23 protein-coding genes and 2 pseudogenes are annotated in these 23,921 nt (G+C 68.7%); 9 read left to right on the forward strand and 16 right to left on the reverse strand.

Annotated features, from left to right (window positions below):
- Positions 1-31: 31 nt before the first annotated feature.
- From glmM to eccCa, 7 genes are all read right to left on the reverse strand, one after another.
- A complete protein-coding gene (gene glmM, locus H7J89_RS15560; protein ID WP_264044565.1) occupies positions 32-1,369 on the reverse strand; it encodes a phosphoglucosamine mutase in 1,338 nt (445 codons plus the stop codon).
- A 149-nt stretch (positions 1,370-1,518) separates the two neighbouring features.
- Positions 1,519-2,013 (reverse strand): 30S ribosomal protein S9, encoded by a 495-nt coding sequence (gene rpsI, locus H7J89_RS15565; RefSeq protein WP_276042208.1) that lies wholly within the window; start codon positions 2,011-2,013, stop codon positions 1,519-1,521.
- A 17-nt stretch (positions 2,014-2,030) separates the two neighbouring features.
- Positions 2,031-2,474 carry a 50S ribosomal protein L13 gene (gene rplM / locus H7J89_RS15570; protein WP_067201282.1) on the reverse strand — a complete coding sequence of 148 codons (444 nt, stop codon included), beginning with the start codon at positions 2,472-2,474 and terminating at the stop codon, positions 2,031-2,033.
- 221 nt (positions 2,475-2,695) lie between these two features.
- Positions 2,696-2,992: a WXG100 family type VII secretion target gene (locus H7J89_RS15575; protein ID WP_264044566.1), complete on the reverse strand. Its 297-nt coding sequence runs from the start codon at positions 2,990-2,992 to the stop codon at positions 2,696-2,698.
- 15 nt (positions 2,993-3,007) lie between these two features.
- On the reverse strand, positions 3,008-3,325 hold the full coding sequence (locus H7J89_RS15580) for a WXG100 family type VII secretion target (RefSeq protein ID WP_264044567.1): 318 nt from the start codon (positions 3,323-3,325) through the stop codon (positions 3,008-3,010).
- A 50-nt stretch (positions 3,326-3,375) separates the two neighbouring features.
- Positions 3,376-4,608 carry a type VII secretion-associated protein gene (locus H7J89_RS15585; protein ID WP_264044568.1) on the reverse strand — a complete coding sequence of 411 codons (1,233 nt, stop codon included), beginning with the start codon at positions 4,606-4,608 and terminating at the stop codon, positions 3,376-3,378.
- A complete protein-coding gene (gene eccCa, locus H7J89_RS15590; RefSeq protein WP_264044569.1) occupies positions 4,605-8,291 on the reverse strand; it encodes a type VII secretion protein EccCa in 3,687 nt (1,228 codons plus the stop codon). Before eccCa ends, H7J89_RS15585 begins: the two co-directional genes overlap by 4 nt.
- Before the next feature lie 92 nt (positions 8,292-8,383).
- Here eccCa and eccD point away from each other — a divergent pair, with 92 nt between their 5' ends.
- Both eccD and mycP read left to right on the forward strand, forming a co-directional pair.
- Complete coding sequence (gene eccD / locus H7J89_RS15595; protein WP_308205129.1) at positions 8,384-9,808, forward strand: type VII secretion integral membrane protein EccD; 1,425 nt, start codon at positions 8,384-8,386, stop codon at positions 9,806-9,808.
- Entirely contained in the window at positions 9,805-11,097 is a 1,293-nt protein-coding gene (gene mycP / locus H7J89_RS15600) for a type VII secretion-associated serine protease mycosin (RefSeq protein ID WP_308205127.1), read from the forward strand. The genes eccD and mycP overlap by 4 nt, the downstream gene beginning before the upstream one ends.
- Here mycP and eccB read toward each other — a convergent pair.
- Positions 11,062-12,441 carry a type VII secretion protein EccB gene (eccB, locus tag H7J89_RS15605; protein WP_264044571.1) on the reverse strand — a complete coding sequence of 460 codons (1,380 nt, stop codon included), beginning with the start codon at positions 12,439-12,441 and terminating at the stop codon, positions 11,062-11,064. The genes mycP and eccB overlap by 36 nt on opposite strands.
- A gap of 120 nt (positions 12,442-12,561) precedes the next feature.
- Between eccB and H7J89_RS15610 the strand changes: the two genes are divergently transcribed.
- Both H7J89_RS15610 and H7J89_RS15615 read left to right on the forward strand, forming a co-directional pair.
- A complete protein-coding gene (locus H7J89_RS15610; protein WP_264044572.1) occupies positions 12,562-13,404 on the forward strand; it encodes a cutinase family protein in 843 nt (280 codons plus the stop codon).
- 57 nt (positions 13,405-13,461) lie between these two features.
- The gene (locus H7J89_RS15615) at positions 13,462-14,082 is read left to right on the forward strand and encodes a cutinase family protein (RefSeq protein ID WP_264044865.1); all 621 of its coding nucleotides are present in this window, start codon (positions 13,462-13,464) and stop codon (positions 14,080-14,082) included.
- Here H7J89_RS15615 and truA read toward each other — a convergent pair.
- From truA to infA, 8 genes are all read right to left on the reverse strand, one after another.
- The gene (gene truA / locus H7J89_RS15620) at positions 14,079-14,939 is read right to left on the reverse strand and encodes a tRNA pseudouridine(38-40) synthase TruA (protein WP_264044866.1); all 861 of its coding nucleotides are present in this window, start codon (positions 14,937-14,939) and stop codon (positions 14,079-14,081) included. The genes H7J89_RS15615 and truA overlap by 4 nt on opposite strands.
- Positions 14,917-15,561 carry a 50S ribosomal protein L17 gene (gene rplQ / locus H7J89_RS15625; RefSeq protein ID WP_264044573.1) on the reverse strand — a complete coding sequence of 215 codons (645 nt, stop codon included), beginning with the start codon at positions 15,559-15,561 and terminating at the stop codon, positions 14,917-14,919. Before rplQ ends, truA begins: the two co-directional genes overlap by 23 nt.
- Positions 15,562-15,620: 59 nt before the next feature.
- Entirely contained in the window at positions 15,621-16,664 is a 1,044-nt protein-coding gene (locus H7J89_RS15630; RefSeq protein ID WP_067203475.1) for a DNA-directed RNA polymerase subunit alpha, read from the reverse strand.
- Between the two features lie 77 nt (positions 16,665-16,741).
- Positions 16,742-17,347: a 30S ribosomal protein S4 gene (gene rpsD / locus H7J89_RS15635; RefSeq protein WP_046182343.1), complete on the reverse strand. Its 606-nt coding sequence runs from the start codon at positions 17,345-17,347 to the stop codon at positions 16,742-16,744.
- A 9-nt stretch (positions 17,348-17,356) separates the two neighbouring features.
- The gene (gene rpsK / locus H7J89_RS15640) at positions 17,357-17,773 is read right to left on the reverse strand and encodes a 30S ribosomal protein S11 (RefSeq protein WP_066945725.1); all 417 of its coding nucleotides are present in this window, start codon (positions 17,771-17,773) and stop codon (positions 17,357-17,359) included.
- Between the two features lie 6 nt (positions 17,774-17,779).
- The gene (gene rpsM, locus H7J89_RS15645; RefSeq protein ID WP_007167900.1) at positions 17,780-18,154 is read right to left on the reverse strand and encodes a 30S ribosomal protein S13; all 375 of its coding nucleotides are present in this window, start codon (positions 18,152-18,154) and stop codon (positions 17,780-17,782) included.
- Between the two features lie 166 nt (positions 18,155-18,320).
- Positions 18,321-18,434 (reverse strand): 50S ribosomal protein L36, encoded by a 114-nt coding sequence (gene rpmJ / locus H7J89_RS15650; RefSeq protein ID WP_003879483.1) that lies wholly within the window; start codon positions 18,432-18,434, stop codon positions 18,321-18,323.
- Positions 18,435-18,475: 41 nt separating this feature from the next.
- Positions 18,476-18,697, reverse strand: a complete 222-nt coding sequence (gene infA / locus H7J89_RS15655; protein ID WP_046182346.1) for a translation initiation factor IF-1 — start codon at positions 18,695-18,697, stop codon at positions 18,476-18,478.
- 274 nt (positions 18,698-18,971) lie between these two features.
- Between infA and H7J89_RS15660 the strand changes: the two genes are divergently transcribed.
- From H7J89_RS15660 to H7J89_RS15675, 5 genes and pseudogenes are all read left to right on the forward strand, one after another.
- Positions 18,972-20,657 (forward strand): NAD(P)/FAD-dependent oxidoreductase, encoded by a 1,686-nt coding sequence (locus tag H7J89_RS15660; RefSeq protein WP_264044574.1) that lies wholly within the window; start codon positions 18,972-18,974, stop codon positions 20,655-20,657.
- A 182-nt stretch (positions 20,658-20,839) separates the two neighbouring features.
- A pseudogene (locus tag H7J89_RS25940) lies at positions 20,840-20,965 on the forward strand (hypothetical protein); the annotation flags it as partial.
- An 840-nt stretch (positions 20,966-21,805) separates the two neighbouring features.
- Positions 21,806-22,147 (forward strand): annotated as a pseudogene (locus H7J89_RS25945) (sensor histidine kinase); the annotation flags it as partial.
- Between the two features lie 29 nt (positions 22,148-22,176).
- Positions 22,177-23,019, forward strand: a complete 843-nt coding sequence (locus H7J89_RS15670) for an LLM class F420-dependent oxidoreductase (protein ID WP_264044575.1) — start codon at positions 22,177-22,179, stop codon at positions 23,017-23,019.
- 25 nt (positions 23,020-23,044) lie between these two features.
- A complete protein-coding gene (locus H7J89_RS15675; protein WP_264044576.1) occupies positions 23,045-23,911 on the forward strand; it encodes an LLM class F420-dependent oxidoreductase in 867 nt (288 codons plus the stop codon).
- The last annotated feature ends 10 nt before the right edge of the window (positions 23,912-23,921 follow it).

Raw genomic sequence — 23,921 nt, forward strand, 5'->3', positions numbered from 1 at the left:
GCCGGGGACGGCTCGGGGGTTCCGGCCGCGTTCAGCGCGCGGAGCTGACCGCCTCGGCCACCCGATTCGCGACGCGCTGGGCGACGTCCGCCTCGGGGGCTTCCACCATGACCCGGATGACGGGCTCGGTTCCGGAGGGGCGCAACAGGATTCGGCCGGTGTCACCGAGTTCGGCCTCGGCGTCGCCGACCGCGGTGCGCACCGCGGGGGCCGCGGCGGCGGTGTCCTTGTCGGCGACGCGCACGTTGATCAGCACCTGCGGAAGCGTCTTCATCGGCGCGGCGAGCGCGGTCAGCGACGAGCCGGTCTGCACCATGCGGTTCATCAGGCGCAGCCCGGTGACGATGCCGTCCCCGGTGGAGCCCAGCGCGGGCATCACGATGTGGCCGGACTGCTCGCCGCCGAGGCTGTACTCGCCGGCCCGCAGTTCTTCGAGGACGTAGCGGTCGCCGACGCCGGTGGTGCGCACGGTGATCCCCGCGGAGCGCATGGCCAGGTGCAGCCCGAGGTTGCTCATCACGGTGGCCACCAGCGTGTCCGCAGCCAGCTCCCCGGCGTCGCGCATGGCCAGCGCGAGGATGACCATGATCGCGTCGCCGTCGACGAGTTCGCCGTTGGCGTCGATGGCCAGGCAGCGGTCGGCGTCCCCGTCGTGGGCCAGGCCGAGGTCGGCCCGGTGCGCGATGACCGCCGAGCGCAGCGAATCCAGGTGGGTGGAGCCGCAGTCGTCGTTGATGTTCAGGCCGTTGGGGTCGGCGTTGATCGCGATCACCCGGGCGCCGGCCGCGCGGTAGGCGCGCGGCGCGACCGACGAGGCCGCGCCGTGGGCGCAGTCGACCACGACGGTCAGGCCGTCGAGCCGCAGCGTGCTGGCCTTGCTCAGGTGGCGCAGGTAGCGGTCGTCGGCGTCCTCGGCGTCGATGACGCGGCCGATGCCGGCGCCGACCGGGCGCAGCCCGGGTTCGGCGGTGACCAACGCCTCGATCCGGTCCTCGGTGTCGTCGTCGAGCTTGCGGCCGCCGGGGCCGAAGATCTTGATGCCGTTGTCGGGCATCGGGTTGTGCGACGCCGAGATCATCACCCCGAAGTCGGCGTCATACGCGCCGGTCAGGTAGGCCACGGCCGGGGTGGGCAGCACCCCGACCCGCAGCGCGTCGACGCCCTGGCTGGTCAGCCCGGCGATCACCGCGGCCTCCAACATCTCGCCGCTGGCCCGCGGGTCGCGCCCGATCACGGCGACGCGCCGGCCCGGTCCACCCGAGCTCGCCAGGTGCCGCGCGGCGGCGGCACCCAGCGCCAGCGCCAGCTCGGCGGTCAACTCCCGATTGGCGACCCCACGGACACCATCGGTGCCGAATAGTCGGCCCATGCGGACAAACCTCTCACAATCGACGGTTTAGCACCTAACGTGCCCGTTCTTTTCTGACCGAAACGGGGCGCGTTTGCGCGCAGACACGCCGAACAAAGCGCGTGACTTCCCCGTTTGAGGCCCCGTTGCGGCCAGAAAGTGATGGTTGATCAGCGCTTGCTGTACTGAGGCGCCTTGCGGGCCTTCTTCAGGCCGTACTTCTTGCGCTCGGTGGCGCGCGGGTCACGGGTGAGGAAGCCGGCCTTCTTCAGCGCGGGCCGGTCCTCGGGCTGGGCCACGATCAGCGCCCGGGCGATGCCCAGGCGAAGCGCACCGGCCTGGCCCGAGGGGCCGCCGCCGTGCAGCAGGGCGAAGATGTCGAAGTTCTCCACCCGGTCGACGGTGACCAGCGGGGCCTTGATGAGCTGCTGGTGCACCTTGTTGGGGAAGTAGTCCTCCAGGCTGCGGCCGTTGAGGTCGAACTTGCCGGTGCCGGGGACCAGGCGCACCCGAACCACCGCCTCCTTGCGGCGGCCGACGGTCTGGATGGGCCGGTCGAACACGTAGGACTCGGCGGCCGCGGGGGCGGGCGCCTCGGCCGGGACGTCCGGGGTTTCCGGGGTCTCCGGGGCTTCCGGGGTGGCCGTGGTTGCTGATTCCTCCAGGGCCTCGGTCGTTTCGGTCACTGGGCCACCTGCTTGATCTCGTACGGAACCGGCTTTTGAGCGGCGTGCGGGTGCTCCGGGCCGGCGTAGACGTGGAGTTTGCGCTGGATCTGACGGCTGAGCTTGTTCTTGGGCAGCATGCCGACGATCGCCTTCTCGACGACGCGGTCGGGGTGCTTTTCCAGCAGCTCGCCGGTGGTGCGCGAGTGCAGGCCGCCGGGATACCCCGAGTGGCGGTAAGCCAGCTTGCTCTGCAGTTTGTCGCCGGACAGGGCGACCTTGTCGGCGTTGATGACGATGACGAAGTCACCGCCATCGACATTGGGGGCGAACGTCGGCTTGTGCTTGCCGCGCAACAGGGTGGCTGCCGCGACGGCAAGACGGCCAAGCACCACGTCCGTGGCGTCGATGACGTACCACGACCGCGTGGTGTCACCCGCCTTTGGCGCGTAGGTGGGCACAGCGCTTACCTTTTCTTTCTCGAGGTGGATCCCGGGTCGAGCCGGGTGCCGGTCAGGCGTTCGCGGTAAGGGCTGATCTCGGCGACCGACATTGACCCGAGGCCCCGGCGTTCCGCACGCCAACCGAGCAGCTTACCGACGCACGTCCCTGCAGGTCAAAACGACTGTGTGGTCCCGACGGCTCTCCCCCACCGGGACCACACAGACGACTATGGGCGCGGCTACCCTCCCCAGACGTGCGCCGCCCGCCGATCGGCGTCTGCCACCTGGTCCGCGCCATCGCGCACCGCGTTTCCGAGATCGACCAATATCTCGTTGAGGGCGGTCGCGGCCTGGTGCCACTTCTGCTGCTCAAGCTGGTAAGCGGCCGCCGCCTCTCGGGTCCAGAGCTGCTGCAACGGGGCGATCTGCGACCTCAGTTCGTCCAGCGCCGCGTTGAAACGGGCCGATGTGGTGTGGATCTCCTGACGAACCGAATGCTCGATTTCTCCGAAGTCATAGGAGAGCGCCGATTCCACGGATGGTCCTTTCGGTCAGAGTTGTCCGCCGGCGGCGGTGATGTGGCTTGCGTGGTCGTGGCCGGCCTCCTGCAGACTGGCCGCGTTGTGCCGAATGGTCTCGCCGATCGCGTGCAGGACGTGATAGAGCCGCAACGACTCGGCGTTCCAGCGATCCACCACATCTTTGAACCGCCCAGCCGCGACCCCGCCCCATACCGATGGCGGCACTCCGCTCATGCGGCCGATGAACGCTTGCAGCATGGCCCGGATTTCGTCGTTGCGGGCGTCCGTCATTCCCGCGACGGACCGCATCAGGTCGAAATCGGCGTTCAGTGTGTTCGGTGCAGCCATATTGAGTTCGACCCCGTCGACGCGCATTTGGTTCCACGCGATTCGCGATTTCATCCGATGGCGTGGGCGGATCGCACGGCCTGCTCGCAGGCCGCGCGGACGGCGTCTTCCATCCCTGGCCGGCTCTGGCATCCGAGGCTGATCCGGACCGGTCCGTCCGGCAGCACCGTCCACCGCACGTGATGGCCGGCGCGGACCTCGCGGTACGTCACCGCCGTCCTGCCGGCGCTGGTCCCGGAGGGATTGAAGTCGACAAACACACCCGCGGGCTCGGCGTCGATCGCGCGTTTCAACCGCTCGGCGGTGCCACTCAGCGTCTCGCCGGCGATCGGTGACTGTGTGACGTGCAACGCCACTTGCGGATCAGACGGTGAAGTCAGTTGCACTCGCGCCGAGCCCGCCCCGGAGACCACCCGTTGAGTGGGCCAATCCGCGGGCACCGTAAGTGCGACCCGGCCTTCCACCAGGAATGTCGTCGGCACGGCTTCCACCTGCGGCGGGGTCACGGTGCCGTTCCGGCCCACGGTGACGACCGCCGGGGCCGCAGCGGCCAGCACCATCGCGGCCGCGCCGAGACCGCTCAGTGCCCGCGCGCGAGATCGGACACGATCGCCGGGTCCGCGGCGCTCAGTCGGCTCGTCGTGATCGGACGCGACCGATCGGGCCAGGCGGGCCAGCCGGGCATCGTCGATTCGCACCACGGTCTGTCCGTTGACGCGCGCGGCATCAGCGATCGACGCCGCAAGGGTCGCCGCCCCGGCGACGGCCCTCGGCGTGTCGACGAGGACGGTGGCCGCTGGCGTGCCCGCGACGGTGGCCGCCACCTCGTCGGCGACAGCACACGGTTGCGGCCGACGCGGTATGGCCACGAGTTCGGCACCACCGATCACCACCATCCGCTCGGTGATCTCCACGACCACCGTCGATTCCGCGTCGGGACCGACGGCGCGCCTCAGCAACCACGACCGGGGTCGCGCCAGCACGCCATCGAACACGGAGGCCGCTGCCGCGCTCACCACCCCGACACGCGACGACGACCACCAAGACGGATACACCACGACGATGCCCTCGCCGCGCGCGCAGGCCGCCGATCGCAGCGCGTCACGCCACAGCGAAGCAACGGCGACCGGGCGGTCGCCCACCACAGCGACCCGATCATCTATCGCGCCGAGCGCCGCCGCGACGATCTCGGACCTCTCGTCCTCGGCGACCACGCCTGCCCCGCAACATAATCGGCGGACCGTGCCGGGGCCTGCTTCGATGACGGTGCGATGTGCGGTCAAGGCCCACTCCAAGCCACCTGGACGAGCCGTTCGTCGCCCGCGCCGGTGTGCAGGACACCGCGTCCGGGTGGCAATAGCGCTGGGCGAACGGACCCGAACGGCACGTGCTCGCCGGGAGATCCGCCCATCATCAACGTCATGCAGCCGAAATCACGTACGGCCGCAAGCAAGGGCTCGAACAACGCGCGCTCCGCCCCACCGCTGCGCCGCGTTATGAGCAGATGCAAACCCAGATCCGTTGCATACGGCAGATATTCGGCAATCGGTGCCAGCGGATTGCCTGCGGGGCCGGCGACGAGTTCGTAATCGTCGACGACAAGGTAGATATCGGGCCCAGACCACCACGACCCGGCCCGAAGCTGGGTCTGGCTCGCGTCGACCGGGGGCATTCGGCGCCGCAACAGGTCGAGCAGGTCGGGCAGCATTCCGGCCAGTGCGCCCGGCGACGTGGCGTAGCCGCCGAGATGCTGGGACTCGACGACGCCGAGCAGCGAGCGCCGGAAATCGACGATCACGAGGTGCGCCTGCGCGTGCGTCTTCGTCCGGACTAGCTCACGGCACAGTGTCCGTAGTGTCGCGGTCTTGCCGCACCCCGTGTCGCCGAGCACGAGAAGATGAGCGCGCCGGTCGAATTCGCATGTCACCGGCTGCAGCCGATGCTCGTCGATGCCCAGGACGATGCGGCCGCCCACTCGGGCTACGACGGTCTCACGCTCTACCAAATTGGGCAGCAAGGGTATTGGCGGCGCACCGAATTCGGTGGGGCCGATCTCAGCCAGGGGCAAGGCGATCATCATGTGCGACCCGTCGCTGGAAAGACCGCGGCCCGGTTTGCCCCGGGGCACGTGTTGCGCCGCTTTTCGGTCCACCTCGGAATCGGCGGGATCACCTAATCGCAGCTCGATGCGGGTGCCGATTTGGTCCCGCAATGCGGGCCTGATCTCGGCCCACCGCGACGCCGACAACACCACGTGCACACCAAACGAAAGGCCCTGCGTCGCAATGGCGGTGACCGATGCCTCCAGTATGGCGAACTGCTCACGTAGAGTCGCCCAACCGTCGACGAGAAGGAAGACGTCCCCGAAAGGATCGGTGTCGGGCACCTTGCGCTGCTCCCGCAGCTGACGGTATTCCGCCATCGACCCGATCCCGTGGTCGCTGAAGATGGCCTCCCGCGAACGGATAACCGACTCACATTCGGCAACGATCCGTGCGACGAGTCGCTGTTCGGCCCTGCCGGCGACCGCACCGACATGCTGAATTGTCCGTGTCGACGTCAGCGCCCCGCCGCCGAAGTCCAGGCAGTAGAACTGCACCTGTCGCGGGTCGTGTGTGGCCGCCAACGCCATGATCAGCGTGCGCAGTGCCGTCGACTTGCCCGACTGCGGCGCGCCAACGACCGCCACGTTGCCTGCGGCTCCTCGCAAATCGACCATCAGCGGTATTCGGGACTGTTCGAAGGGCCGGTCGACGATGCCGAGCGGAACCGCCAGGGCTGCCGATCCGAGAGGAGCATCGCGAAGCACGGTGTGCAGCGCGGGCGCCGGGCCCAGCGGTGGCAGCCAGACTTGGTGTGCGGGTGGCCCGTGGCCGGACAACCGGTCCAGGACCGCGTGCAGGGCCGTCCGCTCTGACGACTCACCGGGCGCGATGGCGTGGATGATCTCGCCGACTCTCTGAGTCCCGAACGCGCGCACGGAAGGCCCAGACCCGGGCGCCGCGACCGGCGCAACGGCCGGCAGCGGTCCCGAAACGTATGCGGCTTGAAATCGGGCCAGCTGCCCGTCGCTCGTCCGCAGGTAACCCGCCCCAGGGATATTCGGCAGTTGATGGGCATCGAGTGTTCCCAGCACCGCGCGTGATTCGCCGGCCGACAGGGTTTTCAGGCAGAGCCGATAGGACAGGTGGGCATCCAGCCCGCGCAGCCGGCCCTCGTCGAGTCGTTGGCTAGCCAGCAATAGATGCATGCCCAAGGACCGGCCGAGCCGTCCGATCGCCACGAACAGGTCGGCGAAATCCGGATGCTGGCTCAGCAACTCGGAAAATTCGTCGACAATGATGAACAAGGTGGGCAGGGCCGTCGATGCGGCGCCCTGCCTGCGCGCACGTTCGTATGCCGCAGCGCTGACTACGCCCGACGCGCGCAACAGCCGTTGCCGACGGTTCATTTCACCGGCCAGGGCGTCACGCATCCGGGCCACCAGCGGCGCATCGTCGGCAAGGTTGGTGATGACCGCGGACACGTGCGGTGCCCGCGCGAAATCGAGAAACGTTGCTCCGCCTTTGAAGTCGACAAGCAATATATTGAGTACATCGGGAGGGTTTCGCGCGATCATTCCCAGTGCGATCGTGCGCAGTAGCTCGGATTTGCCCGACCCCGTGGCGCCGATGCAGAGCCCGTGTGGACCCGAGCCGTTTTCCGCGGCCTCTTTGATATCGAGCTCCAGCCGCGTGCCGTCAGCCCGGGTTCCGATCGGGACGCATAGCCGATCGCGGTGGTCTTGGCTGTCCCACAATGCGACCGGATTGAAACGGCCCAACTCCTCGATGCCGATCAGGCTCGGCCAATCCGCGCCGTTGTCGTCGCGAAAGCCCGTGCCGGCGCGGTACGTCGCCAACCGGCGGGCACATACCAGCGCGTCCAGTGGGCCCAATCCGTCCGGGTCCGTCAGCGTCTGACTTTCACCTAGCGGGCCTATCGTCACCGGTGCACCGTCGCGGCCGCCGCCGACTTCGACGACGGTCGCACCCACGAATTCGGCGACGCCGTCGTCCAGGTCGCTGATCACCACCGTGTGCGCCGACCGCACACCGGTGAGCGCGCTTCGCGCATCCTGCACATTCCGATACACCATCCGCGCGGCGCCCAACCCATCGGCCGCGGTCGGGTGTTGGTTGTGCGGCAACCATTTCAGCCACTCCCAGTGCCGACGGTTCCGGTCGCTGACCGCAGCGACGATCAGCAACTGATCGGGAGGGTGCAAGACGGCAAGCTGGCAAACCATCGCCCGCAGCGTCCCGCGCGCCGCGGTCGCATCGCCGGCGATCGTCACACGCGGGAGTCCCCGCAGGCCGATCGCGACCGGTCCGACGATCGTGGAATGAGCGCGCAGGAATTGTTGGAGGGCGGTGGTGGTGACCGGGTCGGCAGGCTCGCTGGTCGGCGGGGCTACCAGCCGGGTGGCCAGCGGCCGGATGCCGGTACCGACTCGGACCAGGCAGAAGTCGGGGTCGGTCGCTCGACGCTCCCACATTCGGGGGCCGCCGATCAATGTCCACAGCGTGTCGGGGTCGGGCTGACTCCATGTCAGCGAGGACCGCTGTGCGGCAGCGGTTTCGGTGATGGTCGTCCGCAGCTGACTGAGGTATCCGAGATAGCGGAGGCGTTCGCTTTCGATGCCGCTGCCCTGGCGACGCCCGCGCCCAGCCATCGTTGTCATTACCGACGAGGCCACCATCATGATCGGGAAGGCCAGGAACATAGGGGTACGGTTGCCGCCCAGCCGCGACGAGAATACCGCCGCCATCACACTCATTCCGGCTACGGCCAGGAGGGCCGGCAACAGGCGCAGCAGGCCCGGTGTCGGGGCAGACGGCGGGGTGGGCGGCGGATCGACAAGGAGGTCCGCGGTCGCTACTGCCGGTGGCCGGCGTCGCGCCACGGGCACGAAAACTTGGGTCATCTCGCCCCCTCCCTCGCGCGACCGTAGGCAGCACCGAGATCCACGACAAGTCACCTGTGGACAGCCAGATACCCGGTGGGCGAAACCTGGCTATTTTGGCGGCAATCCGACTGAAGGGGTCACCGTTGCCTGCGACCGATCCGGGGCTCCGCCGGGTGTCAATCCATTCCGGCGCCACTGCCACCGACCTGTCCCTACCGGCCGAGATTCCCGTCGCCATCCTGACCCCGTCGATCGTCGACGTCCTCGAGGTCCGCGACGACGACGATCCGACCGCCAAGCGCTACCAGCTTTCACCCCCCGGATCCTCCGCTCTGGACCCGTCGAAGACGTTGGCGCAGAACGACATTGCGGATGGCGCAGTTCTTCTACTGAGTCAGCAGCCGGCCCCACCACCCGTCACCCGTCATCATGACGTCGCGGAGGCGGTGGCGGAGGCGCTGGCCTCGGCCCCGAAACCTGGGACCGATGCCCGGCGTCGACTAGCGGCCCGACGCACCGGTACGGTCGCGGCAAGCTGCTTGACCGCCATCGGCGTGCTGGCGCTCATCCGAAATGCGCTCAGCGGCAACCCCGGCCACGAGATCCACACGACGGTGGGCGTGGCGGCAGGCGCGGGCCTGGTCGCCCTGCTGTCCGCTGTGGTTGTGCACCGGGCCTATCGGAATGCGATCGCCGGGCTGGCGCTGAACGCGATGGCCACCGCGTTTGCAGCGGTCGCCGGTTTTCTGGCGGTGCCCGGCCCCCCTGGCGTCTGCAATGTCCTGCTGGCCGCGACGGCGACCACCGTCACCTGCGTTTTGGCGATGCGGGCATCGGGTTGCGGCGTGGTCGCATTGACCGCCGTATCGTGCCTCACGACGGTGGTCGCCGTGGCCGCACTGGTGGGGGTGATCACCGCCGCCCCGCCGCACGCCCTGGGCGCGGGCTCGGCGCTGGTGTCACTCGGCCTGCTCGGGGCCACGGCGCGGGTGTCGATCGTGTTGGCGGGGTTATCGCCCCAGCTGTCGGCGCCGGCGGACATGGACGAGACCGAAGTAAGCCGGGCCCGCCTGACGGCGCAAGCGCGCCGCGCCGACGCCTGGTTGTCGAGCCTGCTTGCCGGGTTCTCGGCATCGGCCGCTGTCGGCGCCGTCGTCACCGTGCTGGCCGGTGCATCACGCCTGTCCTGCATGGCATTCGGCACTGTCACCGGCGCCCTGCTGCTCTTACGTGCGCGTTCCGGTGCCGCCTTAAGGATGCAAACGTTCGCCATCGCGGGAATGGCGGTGGTGGGGACAACTTTCGGTGTCGCCGCCTTGAGCGCAACGAGCCACGGACCGTGGGTCGCCGCCGCTGCGGCAACGCTGAGCGCCGCGGCGCTTTACCTCGGTTTCGCCGTTCCGGCGATGTCGCTTTCGCCGCTTGCGCGCCGCAGCTTCGATGCGTTGGAGTGGCTGGCGCTGGTTGCGTTGGTGCCATTGGCCTGCTGGATATGCGGACTCTATGGCGCCGTCCGGGGATTGAACCTCAAGTGAGGACGTCGCGCGTCGTCGGCCTCCTGTCGGTGTCGGCGCTGGCGTGGCTGACGATGCTGGGACCGCCACTGGCGCAAGCAATTCCGCCGCCTCAGGTCGACGACAGGTGGTTACCGAAGCCCGCGCGGCCCGCGCCCCCGCGGCCGACGGTGCAGCGCGAGGTTTGCGCGACGATGACGACGGGATCGGCGCCTGACCGGCTGGCTGAACTTCTCGACCTGCCGCGGGTCTGGCAGCTCACCCGCGGCGCCGGCCAACGGATCGCGGTCATCGACACCGGCGTCTCGCGGCATCGCCTGCTATCCGATGTGTTGCCGGGCGGGGATTATGTGTCCGGCGGCGACGGGACCCAGGATTGCGACGCGCACGGCACTCTGGTCGCCGGAATCATCGCTGCCACAGCGGATTCAGGCTCAACCGGCATTGCCCCCGAAGCCACCGTGATCAGCATTCGCCAGTCCAGCGGGAAGTTCTCCCCCGCCGACGACCGGTCCCGTGGGGGCGTCGGTGACGTCGACACCATGGCGAAAGCCGTCCGCACCGCCGCCGATCTCGGCGCGTCGGTGATCAACGTCTCCTCGGTGGCCTGCGTTCCCGTCGCATCGGCGCTCGACGATCGCGCACTGGGCGCCGCGCTGGCCTACGCCGTCGATGTCAAAAATGCCGTCATCGTGGCCGCGGCCGGCAACACTGGCGGAGCCGCGCATTGCCCTTCCCAGCGCTCGGATGCCACCTGGGAGACGGCCACGGTTGCGGTCAGCCCGGCGTGGTACGACGACTTCGTGCTGACCGTCGGTTCGGTGGATCCCGAAGGTGCGCCGTCGGATTTCACCCTCGCGGGCCCCTGGGTGGACGTAGCGGCCCCCGGCGAGGCGGTGACCCCTCTCGGCTCGGAACCGGTGTCCGGCACCAGTTACGCCGCGCCAGTGGTCAGTGGGCTGGCCGCGCTGATCCGGGCGCGGTTCCCGGTGTTGACCGCGCGGCAAGTGATGCAGCGCATCGAGTCCACAGCGCATCACCCACCCTCCGGTTGGGACCCGCTCGTAGGCAACGGCGCGATCGACGCGTTGGCGGCAATCAGCACCGATGCCGGTCCACCCGGGACCACGTCGACGCCTGCCCCCGCGCCGATCGCCTTGCCGCCGCCACCCGCACCGCAGAACGCCCACGCGCGCAACACCGCGTTGCGCGGCGTCGCCCTCTGCCTCGCCGCGCTGGGCGTCGCGCTGGTCGCCGGTGTGGCCGGGGGGCGACTACGGCATCCCCGCCACAAAGTCACGGGCGACTGACGCCTTCTCTCTGCTCAGTTCCGGCCCGGCCGGAAGGGCCCCCAGTACGGGCCATGGCGCCGGGTTGGCCGCCGGGAGCCCGAGATCATGTGCGGCTTCGTCGTCGTGGATCGCGAACCGCACCCCGCTGTCGGTGACCAGGTACCGCGTGCCGACTCGGACGTAGGCGCTTCGGCCGGGCGGCATGTACACCGCGTCCACCGCGGGGCCGGGGCCGTCGGCCTGGGACAACGTCACCGGTGCCTGACCGGCGGGTATCGGCAGCCGACCGCCGGCCAGAAGCGTGACGCCCGATCGGCCGGGTGGCGCCGGCTGCCACGAGACGCACAAAGCGCTCCCGTCCGACAGGGTGGGGGCCCGGTCGGGAAAGCCGGCCACCGGCAGCGCATCGACGATCGGAGCGGCGCGAATCGCGTCGGGCGCCACCGTTACGGCGTTCGCGGTGCCCTCGGAATTGCTGAAGCGCAGCAGGTCAGCGGCCACCTCTCCGATCCGCTGGACCCCGGCAGCGACCACCGCGTAATACTCGTCACCCCCAGACCGGGCGATGCGCACCACGCTTCCTACCGGAAACCCGGGTAGCGCGGACGCCTTGTCGCCGGCGCCCCGGATAAGGGGTGCCCTGATTGATGGCGCCTCGGGAATGGCGTTCAGCAACGCCGGCGAGACGAGCCGCGGTTTGCGGCCTTCCAACCGAAGCGCGCGCACGACCCCGACGTCGGCGACGTCCACCACGGCCCGCTTCCCGTCGTAGAGCAGGTAGACCGGCGAACCCGAGGCCGGCGCGACCAGTGCGGCCCGCCCGGAACTCAGTTGCCCGGCCGCCGCGTCGTCGGTGCGGCCCACGACGACCGTCGTCGCGACGGCGCCGTCGGCGTCGGCGTCGGCGTCGCAGATCGTCCAGGCCGCTTCGTCCGCCGACAACGGATCGCCGATGAAGTGCGGCGCACTCGGGATACCCAGCAGCGGGCCGCGTTTGGCGCGGGCCAAGTCCGCTTCGGGCACCGGCCGGGGATTCACCGCCACTGCCGCGATCAACCGCGCCGACGCCAGGTTCATGACGGGATGCCAGGTATCGCCCACCCGTACGTACAGCGCTCCGGATTCTTGCCCCATCACCAGTTGGGTCCCATCGAGCGCCACCCGTGGCCGCAGCAAAGCAAGGAGCGCAGCCCCCGCGACGGCGATCGCCGCCAGCACGCACCCGATCGCCAGCGCCGCCGTCCGCGCACGCGAGCCGGCGCTGAGAGTGTGGATGTTCCCGCCCAGCAACGCGCACTCGACGCGACGCAGCAGGAATCGGTAGCCGCTGACGTGCAGCCACGGCGCGGGCTGACGCGGCACTGATTCCCCCAACCTGCGTAGTCGTTGCGCATACGGTAAACGGCCTGTCCGCGGGGGCGCTTAATTGATCCACAGGTCAGCGAACTTTCGAACCGTGCTTGGGGTAGGTAAAGTTACGGCGTGTTTTCTCACCGGATAGGTCGCTGCGTGGGGCTGGGGGCCTCTGCGCTGGTCACCGCTTCTGGCCTGCTCTTGTCCCCCGCCGCGGCGCCGATAGCCTCGGCCTTCGACTGCCCGGACGTCGAGGTCATCTTCGCCCGCGGCACCAACGAACCGGCTGGCCTGGGCCGCGTCGGCGACGCGTTGGTGGACTCGCTGCGCCAGCAGACCGGCCTGAACATTCTGCCCTACGGCGTGAACTACGCCGCCAGCAAGCTGCAGCTGCACGGCGGCGACGGCGCCAACGACACCATCGACCGCGTCAAGAAGAGCGTGGAAACCTGCCCCAACACCAAGATCGTGCTGGGCGGCTACTCGCAGGGCGCGTCGGTGATGGACATCGTGGCCGGCGTCCCGATCGGCGGCATCAGCTGGGGCAACAAGCTGCCCGAGCAGTACGCCAACAACATCGCGGCGGTCGTCACGTTCGGTGACGTGGCCGACCGCGCCGGCGGCACGCTGCCCACTCAGAGCGCGCTGCTGGGCTCGAAGGCCGCCGACTACTGCAACCCCAACGACCCGATCTGCCACGCCGGGCCCGGCAACGAGTGGAGCGGGCACACCGAGGGCTACGTCCCCGTCTACACCACCCAGGCCGCGGCGTTCGTCGCCCAGAAACTGGCCGGCTCGAGCCCGTCCAGCCCCGCGTTCGGACCGCCGCTGGGCCCGGTTCCGAACCAGCCCGGCGGCACGCCGTCACCGGTGTACGGCCAGACCCCGCCCGGGTCGGCGCCGTCGATCCACGGCGGAACCGGCCCGGCGCCCGCGCCGACCACGGTGACTCCGCAAGCTCCTCTCGTCTGAATCGTTACCGGCACGAGACCAACGCGCCCCTAACATCGTGGGGTGCGGCTCATTCCATTGACGCTGGGCGCCGGGCTGCTCGCGGGCGCCGCGATAGTGGTTGCTCCCCAACTGCTTCCGCAGGCCTTCGCGTCGTGCCCCGGCGTTGAGGTGGTGTTCGCCCGCGGCACCGACGAACCGCCCGGCGTCGGCAAGGTCGGCGGGGCGTTCGTGAACTCGCTGCGCCAGCAGACCGGCAAAAGCGTTGGCTCATATGGGGTGAACTACCCGGCCAACAAGGACTTCCTGGCCGCCGCGGACGGCGCCAACGACGCCAGCAACCACATCCAGCAGATGGCGGGCAACTGCCCCAACACCAAGCTGGTGCTGGGCGGCTACTCCCAGGGGGCCGCCGTCGTCGACATCGTCACGGCCGCACCGTTGCCCGGCCTGGGCTTTCGCCAGCCCCTGCCGGCGGCGGCCGCCGACCACGTCGCCGCCGTCGCCCTGTTCGGGAATCCGTCGAGCCGGGCGGGCCAACTGATGAGCGCGCTGACCCCGGAATACGCCGGCAAAACCATCGACCTGTGCAACCCGGGCGACCCGATCTGCTCGGGCGGCACCCGGTGGGCATCGCACCTGAGCTACGTGCCCGGATTGACCAACCAGGCCGCCAGTTTCGTCGCGACCAAGGTTTAGCGAGTGCGCAGGTCCCGGGTGACCAGGTTGCGCGCCTCCAGCTGGTCGTCGGGCGGATAGTCGACGCCGACCAGCGTCAGCCCCTGCGCCGGCGCGGCCGCGTAGTCACTGGAACGGCTTGTGGCGGTGAGCAATTCACGACACCACGACACCAAGCGGCGGTGCTCGCCCACGGCCAGCAGCGCCCCCACCAACGAGCGCACCATCTGCCAGCAGAATGCGTCGGCGCTGACGTGCGCGGTGATCAGGTCACCGTCGCGCGACCAGTCCAGGCGCTGCAGATCGCGGATGGTGGTGGCGTTGGGCCGATGACGGCAGAACCCGGCAAAGTCGTGCAGCCCCAGCAGGTCTCGCGACGCGACGGTCATCGCGTCCACATCCAGGGGGCGCGGCCAGGCGGTGATATATCGGGCCTGCTGCGGCTCCACCCCGTAGGGCGCCGTCGACAGCCGGTACACGTAGTGACGCCGCAGCGCCGAGAACCGGGCGTCGAAACCCGCTGGGGCGCGGGCGATGTCGAGCACGCGGACATCGGTGGGCAGGAACCGACCGAGCCGGCGCACCAGCGGCTCGAATTCCGTTTCCCCGGCGCGCGACGAGCGCGGGTAGGCGTGCGGCAGCGCGGGCGGCGGCACGTCGACGTGCGCCACCTGACCGGTGGCGTGCACCCCGGTGTCGGTGCGTCCGGCCGCCCGCAGCCGCATCGGCGCGCGGAAGACCGTCGTCAGCGCCTCGTCGAGCACTCCGGCGACGGTGCGCTGGCCGGACTGAGGCGCCCAGCCCGCGAATTCCGTTCCGTCATAGGCGATGTCGAGCCGCAGACGGACGGCCTCGCTAACTCTCGTCAGCCTCGTCAGCCTCGGCGGCCTTTTCGGCTTCGGCCCGCGCGGCGACGGCTTTGTCGGCCTTCTCCTCGGCCTTGGCCTGGGCTTGGGTGGTCTCGCCGGCTTCGGCTTCCTCAGCTTCCGGGGTCTCGGCCGGCTCGGTCACCTCTTCGGCGGTCGGGCCGACGGCTTCCTCGGATTCGACCGCCGCCTGAGGTGCCGCCGCTGCCGCGACGGGTGCGTCAGCCTTCTTGGTCGCCTTCACCCGGCGCGCCCGGTCGGCCTCCGAGGTCACCGTCTTCTCCAGCACCAGCTGGATCACGGCCATCGGGGCGTTGTCGCCCTTGCGCGGCTCCACCTTGATGATGCGGGTGTAGCCGCCGTTGCGGTCGGCGAAGAACGGCCCGATCTCGTCGAACAGCTTGTGCACGACGTCCTTGTCGCGGATCTTCTTGAGCACCTCGCGACGGTTGTGCAGCGTGCCCTTTTTCGCATGCGTGATCAGCTTCTCCGCATACGGCCGCAGCGCCCGCGCCTTCGGCTCGGTCGTCTTGATCTGGTTGTGCTCGAACAGCGACGTCGCCAGGTTGGCCAGCAGGGCCTTCTGGTGGGAAGATGACCCGCCGAGGCGGGGGCCCTTGGTGGGCTTGGGCATTGCACTATCTCCTCATCGGGGGCCAGCCCCCGTATCAGGTAGGGCCGGGACGGAATTCTTTACAGCTGTTCGGTTTCCGCGTAGTCCTGGTCGTCGTAGGCGCCCTCGGTGGACCAGGTGCCCGTGGCCACGTCGTAGCCCGCGACCTGCGACGGGTCGAAGCTCGGCGGGCTGTCCTTGAGCGACAGGCCCAGCTGGTGCAGCTTGACCTTCACCTCGTCGATGGACTTCTGACCGAAGTTGCGGATGTCGAGCAGGTCGGACTCGGTGCGGCTCACCAGCTCGCCGACGGTGTGCACGCCCTCGCGCTTGAGGCAGTTGTACGACCGCACCGTGAGGTCCAGGTCGTCGATCGGCAGCGCGAACGAGGCGATGTGGTCGGCCTCGGCCGGCGACGGCCCGATCTCGATGCCCTCGGCCTCGACGTTGAGTTCGCGTGCCAGGCCGAACAATTCGACCAGGGTCTTACCGGCCGACGCCAGCGCGTCGCGCGGGGTGATCGAACTCTTGGTCTCGACGTCCAGGATCAGCTTGTCGAAGTCGGTGCGCTGCTCGACACGGGTGGCGTCGACCTTGTAGGTCACCTTGAGCACCGGCGAGTAGATGGAATCGACCGGGATGCGGCCGATTTCGGCGCCGGAGGCCCGGTTCTGCACGGCCGGGACGTAACCGCGGCCACGCTCGACGACGAGCTCGACCTCGAGCTTGCCCTTGTCGTTCAGCGTTGCGATGTGCATGTCGGGGTTGTGCACCGTGACGCCGGCGGGCGGGACGATGTCGCCCGCGGTGACCGCGCCCGGGCCCTGCTTGCGCAGGTACATGGTGACCGGCTCGTCCTCCTCGGAGGACACGACCAGGCTCTTTAGGTTCAGGATGATCGCGGTGACGTCTTCCTTCACCCCGGCGACGGTGGTGAACTCGTGCAGCACGCCGTCGATGCGGATGCTGGTGACGGCCGCGCCGGGAATCGACGACAGCAGCGTCCGGCGCAGCGAATTGCCCAGGGTGTAACCGAATCCGGGCTCCAGGGGCTCGATGACGAACTGCGAGCGGCTGTCGGTGAGGACTTCCTCCGACAGTGTGGGTCGCTGAGAGATCAGCATGGTGTTTCTTCTTCTCCTTCTCGGCACCCGCTATTTGATGCCGTTGAGGTTTTCGAGCCGGGCGGCTCGAAAGTCCGTTACTTCGAGTAGAACTCGACGATCAGCTGCTCGGCGAGCGGCACGTCGATCTGCGCCCGCTCGGGCAGCTGGTGGATCAGGATGCGCTGACGCTCCCCCACCACCTGCAGCCAGCTCGGAATCGGGCGGTCGCCCGCCGTCTCCCGCGCGATCTGGAACGGCACCGTGTTCAGCGAGCCGTCCCGCACGTCGATGATGTCGTACTGCGACACCCGGTAGCTGGGAACGTTGACGTGCACGCCGTTGACGCTGAAGTGGCCGTGGCTGACCAGCTGGCGGGCCATCCGGCGCGTGCGGGCCAGCCCGGCCCGGTACACGACGTTGTCCAGCCGGCTTTCCAGGATCTTGAGCAGCTCCTCACCCGTCTTGCCGGACTGCCGGGAGGCCTCTTCGTAGTAGCGGCGGAACTGCTTCTCCATGACGCCGTAGGTGAAGCGCGCCTTCTGCTTCTCCTGCAGCTGCTGCAGGTATTCGCTCTCCTTGATCCGCGCGCGGCCGTGCTGACCCGGCGGGTAGGGGCGCTTCTCGAAGGCCTGGTCGCCGCCGACGAGGTCGGTGCGCAGCCGGCGCGACTTGCGGGTGATGGGTCCGGTGTAACGAGCCATGATTGTTTCCTAGACCCTTCTGCGCTTGGGCGGACGGCAGCCGTTGTGGGGCTGCGGGGTGACGTCGGAGATCGCGCCGACCTCGAGGCCGGCGGCCTGCAGCGAGCGGATCGCCGTCTCCCGGCCCGAGCCCGGGCCCTTGACGAACACGTCGACCTTGCGCACGCCGTGCTCCTGGGCCTTGCGCGCGGCGTTCTCGGCGGCGAGCTGCGCGGCGAACGGGGTCGATTTCCGCGAACCCTTGAAGCCGACGTGACCCGACGACGCCCAGGCGATGACGTTGCCCTGCGGGTCGGTGATGCTCACGATCGTGTTGTTGAACGTGCTCTTGATGTGCGCGGCACCGTGCGGGATGTTCTTCTTTTCCCGCTTGCGGGTCTTCTGCCCCTTCTTGGGCGCAGAGGATGCCTTCTTGGCTGGTGGCATGGGCGATTACCTGGCCTTCTTCTTGCCGGCGATGGTGCGCTTGGGGCCCTTGCGGGTGCGCGCATTGGTCTTGGTCCGCTGGCCGCGCACCGGCAGGCCGCGGCGGTGCCGCAGGCCCTGGTAGCAGCCGATCTCGATCTTGCGGCGAATGTCGGCCTGCACCTCGCGGCGCAGGTCACCCTCAACCTTGAGGTTCGCTTCGATGTAGTCACGCAAGTGCGTCAGCTGGTCGTCGGTCAGGTCCCTGGTGCGCAGGTCCTTGTCGATCCCCGTAGCCGCCAGAATCTCGTTCGACCGGGTACGGCCGACACCGAAGATGTAAGTCAGCGCGATCTCCATCCGCTTGTCGCGCGGCAGATCGACGCCTACTAGTCGAGCCATAGGTGGCGTTTCCTCTTTTTCTCGGCGGAGGTCTTTTCCCAGCCCGTTCCCGCTTCGCGGGGCCCGGCCTCCGTCCGGGCGTGGATGAGCGGCCCATCTCTATAGATGCCAGCCGCTCAGTGGTGCTGGGAGGTCTGCATTCAGTTGTGTAGCAAGCGTTTAGCGCCTAGCCCTGGCGCTGCTTGTGGCGCGGATCGGAGCAGATCACCATGACCCGCCCATGCCGACGGATCACCCTGCACTTGTCACAGATTGGCTTGACGCTCGGGTTCACCTTCACGGCTGATCGATCCTGTTCTTTCTCGTTGTCAGATTCGGGGCTTACTTGTACCTGTACACGATGCGGCCCCGGGACAGGTCGTAGGGAGACAGCTCCACCACCACGCGGTCCTCGGGCAGGATGCGGATGTAGTGCTGCCGCATCTTGCCGCTGATGTGGGCGAGCACCTTGTGACCGTTCTCCAGCTCAATGCGGAACATCGCATTGGGCAGGGGCTCGACCACGCGGCCCTCGACCTCTATGGCGCCTTCCTTCTTGGCCATAACTTCTCGTCAAATCCTCGTCTTTGGTTTCGTATCCTTGTGTGCGCCCATATCGGCGCAGCATTCGCCCGACTAGAAACGTGAGCCAAGGGCAGGAAATTCCAGGAAATTCCTAAGACAGGGCACGCAAAAAGTCGGCGCGGATGACGCACCGTTGTCCCACGATACCTGGTCAGCGCCCTGACCCAAAATCGCTGGCAGCGAAATCCGGCCGGCCGATAAACCGCCTCCTCGACCTGCCGCCAGCGCCCTGACGAGCGCATACTTAATCCCGATGACGAGTCCCGCGAGCCCCGCAACCCCCTCAGTTCAGCCTCGCAAGCCGGTCCTGTTGACCGTCGACGACGATCCCTCGGTTTCCCGCGCGGTCGCCCGCGACCTGCGTCGCCAATACGGGGACCGCCACCGGATCGTGCGCGCCGAGTCGGGCCCCGACGGCCTGGAGACGCTCAAGGAGCTCAAGCTGCGGGGTGAGACGGTCGCGGTGCTGATCGCCGACTACCGGATGCCGCAGATGAGCGGCATCGAATTCCTCGAGCAGGCGATGGACCTGTATCCGGCGGCGCGCCGCGTGCTGCTCACCGCCTACGCAGACACCCACGCCGCCATCGACGCGATCAACGTCGTCGACCTGGACCACTACCTGCTCAAGCCGTGGGACCCGCCGCAGGAGAAGTTCTACCCCGTCATCGACGCGCTGCTGGACGCCTGGCGCGCGGCGCCCGAACACCCCATCCCGCACACCAAGGTGATCGGGCACCGCTGGTCGGAGCGGTCGTGGCAGGTGCGTGACTTCCTGGCCCGCAACGGGCTGCACTACTCGTGGTTCATGGCCGACGACCCCGACGGCGAGCGGTTGCTCAAGGCCGCCGGCGAGGACGGCCGGCGGCTGCCCATCGTCGTCACCGAACGCGGCGACACCCTGATCGAACCCACCGACGCGCAACTGGCCGACACCCTGGGCCTGACCACCACGCCGTCTCAGGAGTTCTACGACCTGATCGTCATCGGCGGCGGGCCGGCGGGCCTGGCCGCCGCCGTGTACGGCGCCTCCGAGGGGCTGCGCACGGTGCTCATCGAACGCACCGCGACGGGCGGCCAGGCGGGCCAGAGCTCACGCATCGAGAACTACCTGGGCTTCCCCGACGGGGTGTCCGGCGGCCAGCTGGCCGACCGGGCCCGCAGGCAGGCCGAGAAGTTCGGCGCCGAACTCATCACCGCCCGCACCGCCACGGCGCTCGAAGTCAACGGCCCCAAGCGCACCGTGCGGTTCGCCGACGGCGGATCGATCGACGCGCACGCCGTCATCCTGGCCACCGGCGTCGCCTACCGTCAGCTCCCGGCGGAGGGCTGCGGCGAGCTGACCGGCCGCGGCGTCTACTACGGGGCCGCCGTCTCCATCGCGTCGGAATGCGCGGGCGAGGAGGTCTACGTCGTCGGCGGGGCCAACTCCGCCGGCCAGGCCGCGATGTACCTGTCCCGCGAGGCCAAGTCGGTGACCATCGTGGTTCGCGCGCCGTCGCTGGACGCGTCGATGTCCTACTACCTCATCCAGCAGATCCAGCAACGACCCAACATCACGGTGCGCACCTGCACCGAGGTGCGCCGCGCCGTCGGGGACGACCACCTGGAGCGGCTGACCCTGGTCGACAACCGGACCGGGGACACCGAGGACGTCACCTGCGCCCGGATGTTCATCTTCATCGGCGCCGCCCCGCGCACCGAGTGGCTGGACGGGGTGCTCGCCCGCGACAACCACGGCTTCGTGCTCACCGGGCCGGACCTGCGCAACGTCTGCGGCTGGACGCTGGACCGCCCGCCCCACCACCTCGAGACCAGCGTGCCGGGCGTGTTCGCCACCGGCGACGTGCGGGCCGAGTCCGCCAAGCGCGTCGCGGCCGCCGTCGGCGAGGGATCGATGGCCGTGATGCTGGTGCACCGCTACCTGGCGGAATCGTGACCGCCACGATGCCCTGCGAGCCCGATGAGCTGCGCAGCCTGTTCCTGTTCGAGGCGCTCACCGACGACCAGCTCGCGGTGTTGTGCGCCAACGGGCACATCGAGAACTACGAACCGGGACCGATCTGCGTCGAGGGTGAGCCGGCGACCTGCTTCTACGTCCTCATCGAGGGTGAGCTGATGATGTCCAAGCTCTCCGGCGGCCAGGACATCGAAACCAACCGCACCTCGCAGCGCGGCGTGTATTGCGGCGCTTGGCGGGCGTTCACCGGCGGCAAGCAAAAGAGCTACGACGCCTCGGTGCACGTGACCAAGCCGTCGCGGTTCTTCGTGATGGACGCGCCGGTGTTCGCCCGGTTCATGAAGGACCAGTTCCCGATGGCGGTGCACCTGCTCGACGGCATCGCCGTCGGCACCGACCGGACCCGCCGGATCATCGACAACCGGGAGAAGCTGCTGGCGCTGGGCCGGTTGTCGGCCGGGCTTACGCATCAGCTGAACAATCCCGCGGCGGCCATCGCCCGTGCGGCGGCCGACCTGCGCGGCCGGGTCGCCGGTATGCGGGGCAAGCTGGCGATGCTCGCCGACGGCACGGTCAGTCCCGAGGCGCTCAGCGCGCTGGTCCACCTGCAGCAGGAGGTGGCCGAGCAGGTCGCCAAGTCGGCGTCGGAGCACCTGAGCGCCATGGAAACCGCCGACCGTGAGGACGCCGTCGGCGACTGGCTGGAAGACCACGGCGTCGAGGGCGGTTGGGACATCGCGCCGACCTTCGTCGAGGGCGGCATCGACACCGATTGGCTGGAGCGGATTTCCACGGTCAGCGAGGAACTCGCGTCGACCTCGCTGGAGGAGGCGATCCGGTGGATCAACTACACCATCGAGAGCGAGCTGCTGATGAACCAGGTTCTGGAAGCGAGCAAACGGATTTCGGCGTTGGTCGCCGACGCCAAGCAGTATTCGCAGCTCGATCGGGCCCCGTTCCAGGTGGCCAATGTGCACGAGTTACTGCGCAGCACGCTGGTGATGTTCGCCGACCGGTTGACCAAGGACCCGAGCAAGGAGCCCGGAAAACACCCCGCGATCACCGTGGTCAAGGACTTCGACCAATCGCTTCCCGAAATCCCTTGTTACCCAGGCGATCTCAATCAGGTGTGGACTAACATCATCGACAACGCGATCGCCGCGATGCGCGACACCGGCGGCACGCTGACCATCCGCACCTGCCGGGAGGGCGAGAACATGGCCCGCGTCGAGATCTGCGACACCGGGCCCGGGGTGCCCGAGGACGTGCGCGAGCACATCTTCGAGCCGTTCTTCACCACCAAACCGTTCGGCGAGGGCACCGGTCTGGGACTGGATCTGGCCTTCAACATCGTCGTCAAGAAGCATCGCGGGGATCTGCGCGTGGAATCGACGCCCGGCGATACCCGGTTCGTCGTGTTGCTGCCGCTCGAGACGCCGCCGCCGGTGGAGGTAGATCTTCCGGAATAGCCACACCATGCCGCCGGTTGGGAACAACCATGACCGATGCAGCGAGCAAGCCCAACCTCGGCCGGTTCGGATCGTTCGGACGCGGCGTGACGCCACAACAAGCCAAAGACATCGAATCCCTGGGCTACGGGGCCGTGTGGGTGGGCGGTTCGCCGCCGGCCGAGCTGGCCTGGGTGGAGCCCATCCTCGAAGCGACGACCACCCTGCAGGTGGCCACCGGGATCGTCAACATCTGGACGGCGGCGGCCAAGCCGGTGGCGGAGTCGTTCCACCGCATCGACAAGGCCTACCCCGGCCGCTTCCTGCTGGGCATCGGCGTCGGCCATCCCGAGGCGCACACCGAGTACCGCAAGCCCTACGACGCGCTCGCCGAGTACCTGCAGCAGCTGGACGACTTCGGGGTGCCCGCCAACCGCCGGGTGGTGGCCGCCCTGGGCCCGCGGGTCCTGAGGCTGTCGGCGGAGCGGGCCGCGGGGGCGCACCCGTACCTCACCACGCCCGAGCACACCGCTCGGGCCCGCGAGTTGATCGGCCCGTCGGCGTTCCTGGCGCCCGAACACAAGGCGGTGCTGACCACCGACCCCGAGAAGGCACGTGCGGTGGGCCGCAGGGCGCTCGACATCTATTTCCAGCTCGCCAACTACCGCAACAGCTGGAAGCGGCTCGGTTTCACCGATGAGGAGGTCACCAAGCCGGGCAGCGACCGCCTGGTCGACGCGGTGGTGGCCTACGGCACGCCCGACGCGATCGCCGCCCGGCTGAAGGAGCACCTCGATGCGGGCGCGGACCACGTGCCCGTGCAGGTCCTGACGAAGGATGAAAACCTGGTTCCGGCTCTGGCGGAATTGGCCGGGCCGCTCGGACTGAGCTAGCAGACGACGCACGAGGGGGACGTAGATGACCGAGCCCGTAGCACTCAAGCCCGACCTGGGCCGGTTCGGCGTGTGGCTGCCCACCCGCTCGATCACCCCCGAACTGGCGGCGCGGATCGAGTCGCTGGGTTACGGTGCGGCCTGGATCGGCGGTTCACCGGATGCCGAGCTGTCGTGGGTGGAACCGGCCCTGGAGGCGACGACGTCGCTGCAACTGGCCACCGGGATCGTCAACATCTGGACCGCGCCGGCCCCGGCCGTCGCCGAGTCCTTCAAGCGCATCGAAAACGCCTATCCCGGAAGGTTTTTGCTGGGCGTCGGGGTGGGACACCCCGAGCACACCAAGGAGTACGTCAAGCCGTACGACGCACTGGCCTCCTACCTCGATGAGCTCGACGCCGCGGTGGTGCCCACCAGCCGCCGGGTACTCGCGGCGCTCGGGCCGCGCGTGCTGCGGCTGGCGGCGCGGCGCAGCGCCGGTGCGCACCCGTACCTGACCACCCCGGAACACACGGCCAAGGCGCGCGAACTGATCGGGAACTCGGTGTTCCTCGCGCCCGAACACAAGGTGGTGCTCACCACCGACGCGGCCCAAGCCCGCGCGGTCGGCCGCAGGTATGCCGACTTCTACCTCGACCTGAGTAACTATGTGAACAACTGGCTGCGCACCGGCTTCAGCGAGGCCGATGTCCGCAAGCCGGGCAGCGACAAGCTGATCGACGCGGTGGTGGCGTACGGCACCGCCGAGGCCATTGCGCAACGCCTCAACGAACACGTCGACGCCGGCGCCGACCACGTGGCGGTCCAAGTGCTCGACGCGGCCGGCGACGACGAGGTGATTCGCGTGCTGAGTGAATTGGCCGGGCCGCTGGGGCTGACTGGAGCAAGCTGACCGACTCGCT

Source organism: Mycobacterium paraffinicum (assembly GCF_025822865.1).
GTDB lineage: Bacteria > Actinomycetota > Actinomycetes > Mycobacteriales > Mycobacteriaceae > Mycobacterium > Mycobacterium paraffinicum.